We start from the raw sequence: 14734 nt of genomic DNA, 5'->3' as shown, positions 1-14734 counted from the left end.
CCGCAGTAATACTTAATACTTGATACTTAATACTTAATTTAATACTTGATTATTATGAAAACCGATTTGTTAGCTAGCCGTCACATCGGCATCAATGAACAAGATACAGCCATAATGCTCCGCAAAATTGGCGTGAACTCACTGGACGAACTGATTAATCAGACAATTCCCGCCAATATACGGCTGAAAGAGCCGCTTGCATTGACTAGTCCACTGACGGAATACGAATTTGGAAAACACATCGCTGAACTGGCAGCTAAAAACAAACTATATACCACATATATCGGTTTGGGATGGTACAACACGATCACTCCGGCCGTTATCCAGCGGAATGTATTCGAAAACCCAGTATGGTATACTTCTTACACTCCGTACCAGACAGAGGTATCGCAAGGACGTCTGGAAGCATTGATGAATTTCCAGACAGCCGTATGTGATCTTACTGCCATGCCACTCGCCAACTGCTCACTTCTGGACGAAGCAACTGCCGCCGCCGAAGCCGTAAGCATGATGTATGCCTTACGCTCCCGCGCGCAACAGAAAGCCAATGCGAACGTAGTCTTCGTAGACGAGAATATTTTTCCGCAGACATTAGCTGTCATGACTACACGTGCCGTACCTCAAGGCATCGAACTACGTGTAGGTAAATATAAAGATTTTGAACCTTCACCGGAAGTGTTTGCCTGTATTCTGCAATATCCGAACTCACATGGAAACGTAGAGGACTATTCTGAATTTACCGAAAAAGCACATGCCGCAGACTGCAAAGTAGCTGTTGCCGCTGATATTTTAAGTCTCGCCCTGCTAACTCCTCCGGGAGAATGGGGAGCAGATATTGTATTCGGAACCACACAACGCTTGGGTACCCCAATGTTCTATGGCGGTCCATCGGCTGCTTTCTTTGCTACCAAAGACGAATACAAACGGAATATGCCGGGACGAATCATCGGATGGTCTAAAGACAAATATGGCAAACTCTGCTACCGAATGGCTTTACAGACACGTGAACAACATATCAAACGGGAAAAAGCAACTTCAAATATCTGTACCGCACAAGCATTATTAGCTACTATGGCAGGCTTTTACGCCGTTTATCACGGTCAGGAGGGTATCACTACAATTGCATCACGTATACACAGCATTACTGTATTTCTTGAAAAGCAATTAAAGAAATGCGGATATACACAAGTCAACGCTCAATACTTTGACACCTTACGTTTCGAATTGCCCGAACACGTTTCGGCACAGCAAATCCGCACGATAGCACTTACCAAAGAAGTTAATCTGCGCTATTATGAAAATGGCAATGTTGGTTTCAGCATTGACGAAACAACAGATGTGGCAGCTGCCAATGTGTTGCTCTCGATTTTTGCCATTGCCGCCGGAAAAGATTACCAGAAAGTAGACGACATTCCGGAAAGAAGCAACATCGACAAGGATTTAAAACGTACAACTCCTTTCCTGACACATGAAGTATTCAGCAAGTATCACACGGAAACAGAGATGATGCGTTACATCAAACGTCTGGACCGCAAAGATATTTCTCTTGCACAATCCATGATTTCCCTCGGTTCATGTACAATGAAGCTGAATGCAGCCGCAGAAATGTTGCCTTTAAGCCGTCCCGAGTTTATGGGTATGCACCCGCTGGTTCCGGAAGACCAAGCAGAAGGTTATCGTGAATTAATCAAGAACCTAAGTGAAGATTTGAAAGTTATCACCGGGTTTGCAGGGGTTAGCCTACAACCCAATTCGGGTGCTGCAGGAGAATATGCAGGCCTTCGTGTGATTCGCGCCTATCTCGAAAGTATCGGTCAGGGACACCGTAACAAAGTCTTGATTCCAGCTTCGGCTCACGGAACAAATCCTGCGTCTGCTATACAGGCAGGCTTCGTAACTGTTACCTGTGCATGCGACGAGCAGGGGAATGTAGAAATGGCTGACCTACGTGTAAAAGCTGAAGAAAATAAAGATGAATTGGCTGCACTGATGATTACTTATCCTTCTACACATGGTATCTTCGAGACCGAGATAAAAGAGATTTGCGACATCATTCACGCCTGTGGTGCACAAGTATATATGGACGGAGCCAACATGAATGCACAGGTAGGATTAACCAATCCGGGATTCATCGGTGCAGATGTCTGTCACTTGAATCTTCATAAAACATTCGCTTCCCCTCATGGTGGCGGAGGTCCGGGAGTCGGTCCTATCTGCGTAGCCGAACATTTGGTTCCTTTCCTTCCCGGACACGGAATCTTCGGCAATTCACAAAATCAAGTATCGGCAGCTCCATTCGGCAGTGCAGGTATTCTGCCTATCACATACGGATATATCCGCATGATGGGTGCAGAAGGACTGACACAGGCAACTAAAATTGCGATCCTGAACGCTAATTATCTGGCTACTTGTCTGAAAGATACGTATGGAGTTGTTTATCGGGGAGCCAACGGTTTCGTAGGGCACGAAATGATTCTGGAATGCCGGAAAGTACATGAAGAAGCAGGAATCTCGGAGAATGATATTGCCAAACGCCTGATGGATTACGGTTATCATGCTCCTACCCTCTCCTTCCCCGTCCACGGTACGTTGATGATTGAACCAACAGAAAGTGAAAGTCTGGCAGAACTAGACAATTTCGTAGATGTCATGCTGAATATCTGGAAAGAAATTCAAGAAGTGAAGAATGGCGAAGCGGATAAAGATGATAATGTATTGATTAATGCTCCTCATCCAGAATATGAAATTGTAAGTGATCGTTGGGAGCACTCATATACACGCGAGAAAGCAGCTTATCCTATAGAAAGTGTACGTGATAATAAATTCTGGATAAATGTAGCTCGCGTAGATAACACCTTGGGAGACCGTAAGCTACTACCCACTCGCTATGGTACTTTCGAGTAAAAAGAGGTCTATCCAAAGAGATTTCTAGAGCACTGTCTCTTAAAAAATCACCTCACAAAATAATTCCGGGACTCACATACGTTAAGTCCCGGAATTATTTTTATCAGACAAGAGGCTGTATTCTATCTAACGATAGTTATTGTATTAACCTTTACCTTTTTCTCTTTCATTGGAATCTTCGAATCAGGATAACCCAAAGCTACACAACCGTAGACTTTATGATTGGCAGGAACACCTAAAGCAGTAATAAATTCACGAACCTCCGGATCATCACATGTTGTCCCCAACTGATTGATCCAACAAGAGCCGATACCTAAAGACTGGGCAGCTAGGAACATATTTTCTATGGCACAAGCACAATCCATACCAGCCCACCATTGAGTAGGCTCATTAGATACAATCACTAAAGTCGGAGCATGATAATAGCAACAATAAGTCTTACTATGTCCACGTTCCTGCAAACGAGAATCGTCGCTTTTTGCAAAAGCCCCTTTAATCCGTTCATTCAGTTCTGTCAACTTATCCATATTTTGAATAGCCGTAAAATGCCATGTTTCCAGATGCATTCCACTCGGTGCATAAGTTGCAGCTTCCAAAATAGCCTGCAAATCCTCTTCTAAAACTTGCTGGCCAGTATAAGCCCGTACGCTACGGCGTGCTTTAATGTTCTCTAAAACTTCATTTGTTTTCATGGATAACAAGTATTTTATATAAGTATGCCATCATTATTAGTTTAACTGCATCAATACATTATACTTTTCTACCGTTTGACCAGCCCAATCTTTGCATTCAGTTTGAAATAATAGACTCCATTCTCTCTCTCCAGGAACCCGTATTTGTCTTTCTCTAAAGATCCTTTTTCTAAACGGGTATTTAAAAACAAAAAATCCTCCATTATTTGCTTTTCCGATTTATGATAACAGAGCACTTCTCCATTTCCATCCACCAATAGAATACCTTCCACTGCCGAATCCAATCCATTGTAAATCTTTGCAGGACGCATTCCCAATACTAATGCCATCAAGAACTGCTTCATCTTGAATTCATAGAACTTATGCTTATTGATTAGTTCATCTTTAATCTTCAACGGATTCATTTGTTTAATAACTTCCGTCAACTCACTAATACGGGAGATACCATCCAAATGCATGATACGAACCATTTCTGTCAGTACACGTGGAAAATGCAGATCAATCATCAAAAGATTACTGCGGAATACGCGGTCGGCTACATCAGCGTATTTAAGTACGCCCCCCAAACGTTCGATCATCATCATCCGTTCGGCAACTTCATTCGGAGATTCAGGCAAAGCATTGATTTTATTCACTGTTGGAGTGGCAAATTTGACTCCACTCTGTTCCAGTTTAAGATTCGCTGCACGTCCTCCGTCCAACAACGGATTCATTACGCCCAACCGTGAACGGACATTGAAACCTCTTAACGGAGCTTTCGGATGCCAAAATGTAATGGAAAAATCTGTGCGATCTTCTGTTTTTGCTTCCAAATCGAAAATGGCAGCTTCGTCTAAAAACTCTTCTACTCCTTCTGGAGAAGCAACATCATTTTCCGGCGAAGATTTCACAGCCTGTAATATCAGATCAGCTACAATACCAAAATCTTCACGAGGCATGGACTTACTCCCATTCTCTCCTTCTATACGAATCGTATCTTCTTCAATATAATATTGACGTGTTCCATCATGTTCTTCCCGTTGAATCATTGCAACAGGCCAAAATGTATCTCCCGCCTTTGCTTCTGCTGTGCCTAACACTACTTTTCCATCTGCTAAGAGACGAAAGAAAGAATAGAGTTCGCACCATTCTTTTTTGGTTGCTTCAAATGCCATATATTTTTGTTCTTCTTTATTTTACTACAAATGTTCTATCTTAATTCTACTACTGAATTTTCCTAACTATGAGTTGCTTCTACTGATTGATAACCTGCGGTAAGGTTACAGACGACACAACCGGAGGAACTATATGAGTCACCTCCTCCAATGGAGGGAGCTTGCCTACCTGTGCAAACAGGGAGTTTCGTATCCATTCTCTGGGAGTGACTATGATAAATCGTCCCGTCCAACAACCATCAAAATAGGAAGGGTTACCCGGCTGTTTCTTAATGGGATAACAGATGTTTTCTCCTTTAGTCCGCATCTCCGGCGAACGTCCGGGATCATTCACCCACACATGTTTATCATCAATGCCACGAAGCACCATCCAGTGCCCTCTCGGACCAGGACGCAAACCACGAACTGCACCTGTATATCTCACATTTACAAGCACAGGAATGCCACGATCAATATAATCTTTCAATATCCGATAATCTTTCTGCTGGAAATGTTCGGCACTTATCATGTTTTCATAATAACGTGTCAACGAATCAATCTCAAAAGAATAATATCCTCCCTGCCCTATTGAAGTACGGCGACGGAAAGGAGCACGTTTTTTCAGAAAGTAGTTCCGCTGATATTCAATCAGTTTCTTTTCTGCATCCTGGGCTGTACGTTGTGTATCAGCCGTCATTCCCTTAAAATAATCAAAGACCATTAACGAAGAAGCCAGAGAGCAATGCGAGTAAGGGCATCCCGCGATTTTCTGCGAATACCACGGAACAGGAATATTATTAGGAGCCAGTTTTTGAGTTTCCTGTATTTGTGCTTGCGCCTGAACGCTCATCCATACAAAGGAACTTAAAAACAGACTAAAAATTATGTGACATTTATTTATCATGCAATCCACTCTCTATCTCTATTACTACTTCTAATACTTTACCTACAAAATATTCTCATCATCAAGAATCCGCGCTGTCTCCACCTTCTCCAAACGTGCACGCAACTTAGGCATCATCGAACGACGAATCCGCAATGTCATGCTACAATCCATGTCATACGACTGATTAAGAATCTCCGGTTCCTCTTCTTTCACAATGCGCATGACATCATTCATAAAAGGATATTCAAACATTACCGTCACATCCTCATCTACCGTCTTTTCTATAATAGTAGCGGCAGCAATCGCTTCGGCAGCAGCGGCCTTGTAAGCAACAATCAATCCACTTGTCCCCAACTTGATTCCTCCAAAATAACGAACTACTATAATCAGTATATCCGTCAGTTCATTCGAGTTTATCTGTCCGAGAATAGGTTTACCCGCTGTTCCGGAAGGTTCTCCGTTGTCATTGGCACGGAAATCCTTTCGCGCAGCTCCCAACATATAAGCATAGCATACATGCCGTGCATCATAATACTTTTTCTGATACGTTTCAAGATGCATCTTTATCTCATCGAGAGTACGCACAGGAAGGGCTATAGCAATGAACTTGCTTCGTTTTTCCGTATAAATACCTTCGGAAGGCTCAATGATGGTTTTATAAGTATCTTCAGCAGTCATGTTGCAAAGATACGGCTTTAATGAGAAAAGTCAATCTATCATTTGGAAATATTAATGTTCCACTTATCGATGATAGGCAGTTGGGGGAATTAAAAATAGTGACGCTATCCAATAAAAATAGTGACGGTATACCACAACGATACCGTCACTATCCCGGGCATATCCCGTCACTATTTTTTCTACATCAATCAAGCGTCACATCTACTGATATAGTCCCTATCAACAATGATTTTCGCATCATCTTACAGATATTTTTTAATCTAACTTATGAATCACCAGTCCCGAACGAAGTTTCGGTTCAAACCAAGTAGTCTTCGGCGGCATAATATTGCCTGTATCTGCAATATCCATCAACTGTTTCATAGATACGGGATAGAGAGCCAAAGCCACTTTCATTTCACCGCTATCCACACGCTTCTTGAGCTCTCCCAATCCACGGATACCACCGACAAAATCAATACGTTTATCAGAACGCAGATCCTTTATACCTAAAACTTCATCCAAAATCAAGTTGGAAGAGATTGTAACATCAAGCACACCAATAGGGTCGTTATCATTATACGTACCGGCCTTAGCAGTCAAGCTGTACCATTTACCACCCAAATAGAGTGAAAAATTATGTAAGCCGGATGGTTTATAGATATCCGCACCCTTCTCTTCTACTATAAAGTTTTTATCAAGTGCAGCCAGGAATTGCTCGGGAGTCAAACCATTGAGATCTTTCACTACACGATTATAATCGATGATGGTTAGCTGGTTTGCAGGGAAGCAAACAGCCATGAAGTAATTATATTCTTCATCACCACGATGATTCGGATTTTGCTTTGCTTTCTCTGCTCCCACCAATGCAGCAGCGGCAGAACGGTGATGCCCGTCAGCAATATAAAGAGCAGGCATTTTAGCAAATTCGGCAGTAATGGTAGCAATATCTGCATCCTGGTCGACAATCCAGAAAGTATGTCCAAAGCCATCACCCGGAGCGATAAAGTCATAAACCGGCTTGTTTGCTGTATATTTCTTTATAATAACATCCAGCTTCTCATTATCAGGATAAGCAAAGAAAACAGGCTCAATGTTTGCGTTGTTCACACGTACATGTTTCATACGATCCTCTTCCTTGTCACGACGGGTAAGCTCATGCTTTTTGATAATACCATTCATATAATCGGGAACATAAGCACCGACCACCAATCCGTATTGCGTTTTCCCGTTCATCGTCTGGGCATAGATATAATAGTTTTCCTTATTATCCTGCACCAACCAGCCTTTGTCCTGAAACAGTTGGAAATTCTCGGCAGCTTTAGCATACACCCGTTCGTCGTGTTCATCCATACCAACAGGGAAATCTATTTCCGGTTTAATAATATGATAAAGAGACTTTTCGTTACCTTCCGCTTCTGCGCGGGCTTCTTCAGAGTTCAGTACATCATAAGGACGTGAAGCGACCTGTTCTACGAGGTTTTGCGGAGGACGAATGCCCTTGAAAGGTTTGATTATTGCCATGATATTAGTATTTTATATGTAAAAAATTAAAGCCACAGACTTCTTGAAAATCTGTGGCTCAAATATACTACTTATTTCTAAAAAAGACATTCTGCAACGGATTGTTTTTATTCAGATACTACCATAGTTATCCTGAAAAATCCGGCAGACTTATTCAGAATCTTACTTGTTTACTCTAAATTTCTCGCAACCATCTTTCAAGAAGCCCACAATTTGTTGAGCAGCAGCAATACCGGCATTGATATTTGCTTCGGCAGTTTGAGCACCCATCTTCTTAGGAGTTGAGAAATAACGTCCGGCAAACTTTTCTGCAAACTCTGCGTTAGCAGCAGGCATAATATCTGTGATATATTTGAAGTCTGCACGCTCTTCCATCAGTTTGATTAGTTCTGCTTCGTTAATCACTTCCTTACGGGCAGTGTTTACCAACATAGCACCTTTCGGCATATCTTTCAACAGAGCATAATTGATAGAGTTCTTTGTTTCGGCAGTTGCCGGAATATGAAGAGATACCACCTGGCAAGTCTTGTACAATTCTTCTGCAGAATCAAGTGCTTTCACACCATCTTTTTCGATTACTTCTTTCGGGCAGAATGCATCATAAGCATACACTTCCATTCCGAAACCTTTGGCAACACGAGCTACATTGCGGCCTACGTTTCCATAAGCATGAATACCCAATTTCTTGCCCATCAATTCTGTACCGGAAGTTCCGTTATAGAAATTACGGACAGCATATACCATCATACCCAAAGCAAGTTCGGCAACAGCATTAGAATTCTGTCCCGGAGTGTTCATCACGCATACATTGTGAGCTGTGGCAGCAGCCAGGTCCACATTATCGTATCCTGCACCGGCGCGAACTACGATTTTCAATTCTTTAGCAGCATCAAGCACCTCTGCATCAACAATATCACTACGGATAATGATGGCATTAGCATCTTTCACTGCATCCAGTAACTGGGCTTTTTCTGTATATTTCTCAAGTAAAGCAAACTCGTATCCGGCTGCTTCTATTTCTTTACGGATACCGTCTACTGCAACTTTAGCAAACGGTTTATCAGTAGCTACAAGTATTTTCATAATCTAATTCTGTTTATAAAGACTCACCACAGATTACCCAGATTCTCACAGAATAAAAAAAATCTGCGTCCGTCTGTATAATCTGTGGTGAAAATATTATTAATGAAGTTTTTCAAATTCCTGCATACAATCAATCAAAGCTTGTACGCTTTCTTTCGGCAGAGCATTGTAGCAAGATGCACGGAAACCACCTACAGAACGGTGTCCCTTGATACCTACCATACCTCTTTCAGTAGCAAACTTCAAGAAGTCAGCTTCGAAGTCTTTGTATTCGGGAGCCATCACGAAACAGATGTTCATACGTGAACGGTCTTCTTTGGCAGCAGTACCCACGAACATTTTGTTACGGTCGATTTCAGCATACAACATATCCGCTTTTTCAATGGCACGACGTTCCATTTCTTTCACACCACCCTGTGCTTTGATCCAGCGAAGCGTCTGCAATGCTGCATAAATAGGTACAACAGGAGGAGTGTTAAACATAGAGCCACTGTCAACATGAGTCTGATAATTCAACATCGTTGGAATGTAACGGGAAACCTTACCCAATGCGTCATTCTTAACGATAACGAATGTAACACCAGCAGGAGCCAGATTCTTTTGTGCACCACCATAAATACAGATATATTTAGAAACGTCGATCGGACGTGAGAAAATATCAGAAGACATATCGGCAACCATCGGAACTGGAGAATCGAGATCTTTCTTCAATTCTGTACCGTAAATTGTGTTGTTAGTCGTAATGTGGAAATAATCTGCGTCTGTCGGGATTGTATAATCTTTTGGGATATAAGTATATGTAGCTTCAGCAGAGGAAGCAACTTCTACAACTTCGCCAAACCCTTTAGCTTCTTTCATTGCTTTCTTAGCCCATACACCAGTGTTCAGGTAAGCAGCTTTTTTTTCCAGGAAGTTATAAGGAACCATGCAGAACTCCATACTAGCACCTCCACCCAGGAACAGTACCGAATAGCCTTCGGGGATATTGAGTAATTCCTTGAATAATGCCTCTGCTTCGTCAACCACAGGTTGGAAGTCTTTGGCGCGGTGGCTGATTTCCATCAAAGAGAGACCAGAGCCGTTGAAATCTAAAATAGCCTTCGCTGTATCCTCTATCACCTCACGCGGAAGAATGGAAGGTCCTGCATTGAAATTATGCTTTTTCATTTGAAGTTTGTTTTTGGTTTAACAATTTCGTTACTTTTGTCTTTTGACCTTGCGAATTTACGAATTTATTTCCGCCGTACAAATCTTTCCTTATAAAAATACTGTTTTAAAGCAGATTTTCCTTTCTTTTTATTGGTTTATACAGGATATATACACCATTTTGTTATCCATAGATGTCAAGTAAGGTATCTTACAGAAAAGATCTTTACTTCGCTTCTTCTATAATAGTCTTCATTCCTTTGATTTTCTCCCCCTGAATCAGATTCAGGAGTTGCTTCACCTTAGCCCGGCGAATAGCTACGAAAGCATAATGCTCTTTGACATCAATCGCTCCGACATCTTCACGAGTCAGATTTCCTTTTTTATATAAGAATCCGGCAATATCGATCCGACTAAGTTTCTCCTTCTTTCCTTTACCTATATATATAGTAGCCCAGACCGATTTCGGAGGCCGGGGAGGGTTTTCAGGCAACACTACTATCTCCATTTCTTCCGGAATATAAGAAGGAAGTTTCTCTTCGGCATGAAGAATCAGATAAGACGTTCCGGTCGCATCCCAACGTGCTGTTCGTCCGTTGCGGTGCGTAAAGGCTTCTTCATTGACCGGCAAATGATAATGGATGATATGTCCGACTTCTGGAATATCCAGTCCACGGGCTGCCAGATCGGTAGAAATCAAGACATGACAACTGCCATTACGGAACTTGTAAAGCGCACGTTCACGGTCCGGCTGTTCCATACCACCATGAAAACGTTCTGCGAGTAGTTTTTTATCTGCCAATAACTGATGTACACGGTCCACCGCATCCCGATGATTACAAAACACGATGCTCGAACTGCTTCCCAATGTACAAAGCAGATTATATAAAGTATCAATCTTATCTTTGGAAGGTGAAAGCACCTTCATTAATTTCAAGCGCGACTCTTGTTCTTCAGAATCGTCCGAAAGGAAGTCCAACTTAACTGTGCGGTTCAATCCTGTAAATTCGGGAATCTCTGCCGCATCAGTAGCTGAAAGTAACATACGTTTTTTTAATCCCGGAAGCTGGGTGATAATCTCTGCCATTTCATCGTGGAAACCAAACTCCAACGATTTGTCGAACTCGTCAATAATTAAAGTTTCAATGGTTTCAGGGTTGAAATTGCCTTTCGACAAATGGTCGGTGATACGTCCCGGAGTACCGATGATGATAGCAGGATGATTGCTCAATATACTTTTCTTTTCTTCGGCGATAGGATGTCCACCGTAACAACAGCAGGTTTTCCAGGAAGTCCCCATTGCTTTGAATACAGAATCTATCTGTAAGGCCAGCTCACGCGAAGGAACGAGAATCAAAACCTGCACGCTGTCGTCGTTCGGTTTTAGAGTAAGGAGTAAAGGTAACAGATAAGCCAATGTCTTGCCCGATCCTGTCGGTGACAACAGTATAACGTCTTTTCTTCCGGTAGCTTGTTCAAGTGATGCTTCCTGCATCGGATTCAGCTCCTCAATCTTCAAATTGCGGAGAGCCGACTGTATAATTTCATTTTTCTCTAACATGGGGGCAAAGATACAAAAAGGAAAGAGTACGGAGATAAAAATACAATCAAACTTTAGCCATGCCGGTCAATATATAATAACCTTTCAGATTATTCTCTTTCATGTAAATGGTTACTTCTGCCCTACAAGCTGTCACCAAGGCATATCCCGTTAAACTTGAACTCATAGCTTTGATAAATGAATACTCTGTATCATTGTGAATAAAAGATATACGATGATATTCCATAACCTATTGTACTTTAATAATTCTATTGTGTAGCCAAATATACGAATATAATAGATAAGTACGGATAAAAAAGGAGAACTATCTTTAAAACAGACATAAAATAGATACAAACCATAACGGAAAGACATTATGAGATAATACCAAAAAGAAGCGGGAAATCGAAGAAGCATTACTGCTTTTCAGATTTCCCGCTCTGTGTTTATGTAACCTTTCCGGTCATTGTTCCGACCGGTTTGTTCTCTTCTGCGAATTATCCTCCGAAGTTGTCGAACATCAGGTTCTGTGCCGGAACGCCAAGATCGTCGAGCATCTTCTCTACAGCTTTCGACATCGGACCAGGACCACACATATAGTATTCAATATCTTCAGGAGCTTCGTGATTCTTCAGGTAAGTTTCGTAAATTACGTTGTGAACGAATCCCGGAGTGTACTTCACGCCTGCAGCATCAGCAGCAGGGTCCGGACGGTCGAGAGCCAAATGGAAAGTGAAATTCGGGAAGTCCTTTTCGATTTGCAGGAAATCTTCCAGATAGAACACTTCGTTCAGCGCACGGGCACCGTAGAAGTAAGACATCTTACGGTCAGTAGTATGCAATGTCTTGGTCAAGTGCATGATTTGCGCACGCAACGGAGCCATACCGGCACCACCACCAATCCACATCATTTCCTTCTTAGAATCGAAGATTGGGTGGAAGTCTCCGTAAGGACCACTCATTATTACCTTGTCACCCGGTTTCAGGGTAAAGATATAAGAAGAAGCGATACCCGGCATTACATCCATAAATCCAGGACCTTGTTCTTTCGGTTTGAACGGCGGAGTAGCGATACGTACTGTCAACATGATACGGTCACCTTCGGCAGGATAGTTGGCCATAGAGTAAGCACGGATTGTTTCCTCGTCGTTCTTACACTTCAGACCCAGCAAACCGAATTTCTCCCATGCAGGAAGATATTCATCACCAATCAAGCTCTTATCGATGTCCTTGTCATAGTCCATTGAGAATTTAGGAATCTTAATCTGCGCATAAGAACCCGGGATAAAGTCCATGTGTTCGCCTTTAGGCAGAGCAACGATGAACTCTTTGATAAATGTAGCCACGTTCTTGTTGGAGATTACTTCGCACTCCCACTCTTTCACACCGAGTACAGATTCATCAATTTTGATAGCCATATCCCCCTTCACTTTTACCTGACAACCCAGACGCCAGTGGTCTTGCTGCTGTTTACGGCTGAAGTGAGGAACTTCAGAAGGCAGAATTTCACCACCACCTTCAAGCACCTGGCATTTACATTGCCCGCAAGATCCCTTACCACCACATGCGGATGACAGGAATATTCCGTTTACAGACAGAGTATTAAGCAAAGTAGAACCGGAAGCAACTTCCAATTCCTTTTCGCCATTGATTGTCAGTTTCACGTTTCCTGATGGCACCAGGAAATTTTTGGCAACCAGCAAGATAACAACAAGCAACAGAATAACCACAAGGAATACCCCAATGCTCGCTAATATTAAATTCATATCCATTGTCTTATTCCTTTCTTTTTAGATGTTCAAACCAGAGAAACACATAAATGCGATTGCCATCAGACCTACTGTGATAAATGTGATACCCAAGCCCTTCAACGGAGCAGGCACGTCAGAGTAAGCCATTTTCTCGCGGATAGCAGCCAGACCTACGATAGCGAGCAACCAACCGATACCGGAACCTAATGCATAAGAAAGAGCATCCCATACATCACCGATATATTTCGGGTCGCTCGGACCAAGGTTGATACGTTGTTGCATGAACAGAGAGGCACCCATGATGGCACAGTTAACAGCAATCAACGGCAGGAAGATACCCAGCGAAGCGTACAGCGAGGGGCTGAAACGTTCTACCACCATCTCCACCAGTTGCACAATACCGGCAATAACGGCAATGAAAAGAATAAAACTCAAGAAGCTAAGATCAACACCTTCAACAATAGCATTGGCAGCTAGCACCTTGGTTTGCAACAGATAGTTGACCGGAAGTGTCACCAGTAACACAAAAGTTACCGCAATACCCAGCCCTACGGCAGTCTTCACATTCTTCGAAACAGCCAAGTATGAACACATACCCAGGAAGAATGCGAATATCATGTTGTCCACAAAGATAGAGCGGACGAATAAACTTAATAAATGTTCCATAATTCTTTTTGATTTATGATTTATGATTTATAATTTATGATTCAGCAGACTTATCATGCGACTATGATTATAAGGCTAAACATAAATCATAATTCAGAAATCAGAAATAATTAATTACTTTCTTCTTGCAGTTCTTTGTGACGTGCACGTTGATACCATATAATGCAAGCTACGATAATCAATGCCATCGGTGGCATCAACATCAAACCGTTATTTACGTATCCGATATTCTGGATAGGTTCGTAGTTCAGGATATTGAAACCGAGCAATGTTCCCGATCCAAGCAGTTCGCGGAAGAAAGCAACGATAATCAAAATCTTGGCATATCCCAAACCGTTGCCCAGACCATCAAGGAAGGACTCCCAAGGACCATTCTGCATGGCAAATGCTTCCAGACGTCCCATCAGGATACAGTTGGTGATAATCAAACCTACATATACAGAAAGCTGAACACTTACATCATAAGCATACGCTTTCAAAATTTCACTTACAATAGTTACCAGAGCGGCTACCACTACCAACTGAACGATGATACGGATACGGTTAGGAATGGTTTTGCGCAACAATGAAATAACGACGTTAGCAAATGCAGTAATCACTGTTACCGAAAGTCCCATTACAATAGCAGGCTCCAGTTTTGCAGTAACAGCAAGTGCAGAACAGATACCGAGCACCTGTACGGTTACCGGGTTATCAATTCCCAACGGAGCAGAGAATACTTCTTTATTTCTCTTTGAAAACAGTTGTCCCAT

13 protein-coding genes are annotated in these 14734 nt (G+C 42.2%); 1 reads left to right on the top strand and 12 read right to left on the bottom strand.

Annotated elements, in window-relative coordinates:
- The first annotated feature begins 54 nt into the window (after positions 1 to 54).
- The gene (gene gcvP / locus KSX81_RS22635) at positions 55 to 2904 is read left to right on the top strand and encodes an aminomethyl-transferring glycine dehydrogenase (RefSeq protein WP_004311626.1); all 2850 of its coding nucleotides are present in this window, start codon (positions 55 to 57) and stop codon (positions 2902 to 2904) included.
- 122 nt (positions 2905 to 3026) lie between these two features.
- Here the strand turns inward: gcvP and KSX81_RS22630 are convergent, their stop codons facing one another.
- The 12 genes from KSX81_RS22630 to KSX81_RS22575 all read right to left on the bottom strand — a co-directional run bounded on the left by KSX81_RS22630 (position 3027) and on the right by KSX81_RS22575 (position 14734).
- Entirely contained in the window at positions 3027 to 3596 is a 570-nt protein-coding gene (locus KSX81_RS22630) for a nitroreductase family protein (RefSeq protein WP_004326962.1), read from the bottom strand.
- A 68-nt stretch (positions 3597 to 3664) separates the two neighbouring features.
- Positions 3665 to 4750: an HpaII family restriction endonuclease gene (locus tag KSX81_RS22625; protein ID WP_004311625.1), complete on the bottom strand. Its 1086-nt coding sequence runs from the start codon at positions 4748 to 4750 to the stop codon at positions 3665 to 3667.
- A 79-nt stretch (positions 4751 to 4829) separates the two neighbouring features.
- Positions 4830 to 5579, bottom strand: coding sequence for a C39 family peptidase (locus KSX81_RS22620; protein WP_004300401.1), 750 nt, complete (start codon positions 5577 to 5579; stop codon positions 4830 to 4832).
- Between the two features lie 96 nt (positions 5580 to 5675).
- Positions 5676 to 6293, bottom strand: coding sequence for an IMPACT family protein (locus KSX81_RS22615; protein ID WP_004300400.1), 618 nt, complete (start codon positions 6291 to 6293; stop codon positions 5676 to 5678).
- A gap of 255 nt (positions 6294 to 6548) precedes the next feature.
- Entirely contained in the window at positions 6549 to 7796 is a 1248-nt protein-coding gene (locus KSX81_RS22610) for a DUF1015 domain-containing protein (RefSeq protein WP_004311623.1), read from the bottom strand.
- A 162-nt stretch (positions 7797 to 7958) separates the two neighbouring features.
- Positions 7959 to 8879, bottom strand: a complete 921-nt coding sequence (locus KSX81_RS22605; protein ID WP_004300396.1) for an NAD(P)-dependent oxidoreductase — start codon at positions 8877 to 8879, stop codon at positions 7959 to 7961.
- 99 nt (positions 8880 to 8978) lie between these two features.
- The gene (gene serC / locus KSX81_RS22600) at positions 8979 to 10046 is read right to left on the bottom strand and encodes a 3-phosphoserine/phosphohydroxythreonine transaminase (protein WP_004300395.1); all 1068 of its coding nucleotides are present in this window, start codon (positions 10044 to 10046) and stop codon (positions 8979 to 8981) included.
- Positions 10047 to 10251: 205 nt separating this feature from the next.
- A complete protein-coding gene (locus KSX81_RS22595) occupies positions 10252 to 11586 on the bottom strand; it encodes a DEAD/DEAH box helicase (protein ID WP_004300394.1) in 1335 nt (444 codons plus the stop codon).
- Between the two features lie 46 nt (positions 11587 to 11632).
- A complete protein-coding gene (locus tag KSX81_RS22590) occupies positions 11633 to 11812 on the bottom strand; it encodes a hypothetical protein (RefSeq protein WP_004300393.1) in 180 nt (59 codons plus the stop codon).
- A 250-nt stretch (positions 11813 to 12062) separates the two neighbouring features.
- Positions 12063 to 13337: an NADH:ubiquinone reductase (Na(+)-transporting) subunit F gene (nqrF, locus tag KSX81_RS22585; protein ID WP_004300391.1), complete on the bottom strand. Its 1275-nt coding sequence runs from the start codon at positions 13335 to 13337 to the stop codon at positions 12063 to 12065.
- 18 nt (positions 13338 to 13355) lie between these two features.
- Positions 13356 to 13982, bottom strand: coding sequence for an NADH:ubiquinone reductase (Na(+)-transporting) subunit E (nqrE, locus tag KSX81_RS22580; RefSeq protein ID WP_004300390.1), 627 nt, complete (start codon positions 13980 to 13982; stop codon positions 13356 to 13358).
- A gap of 110 nt (positions 13983 to 14092) precedes the next feature.
- On the bottom strand, positions 14093 to 14734 hold the full coding sequence (locus KSX81_RS22575; protein WP_004326960.1) for an NADH:ubiquinone reductase (Na(+)-transporting) subunit D: 642 nt from the start codon (positions 14732 to 14734) through the stop codon (positions 14093 to 14095).

Origin of the sequence: Bacteroides sp. MSK.18.37 (assembly GCF_019129155.2) — a bacterium.
In the GTDB taxonomy this organism is placed as follows: Bacteria; Bacteroidota; Bacteroidia; order Bacteroidales; family Bacteroidaceae; genus Bacteroides; species Bacteroides ovatus.
This window is presented reverse-complemented; position numbering and strand designations above follow the sequence as displayed.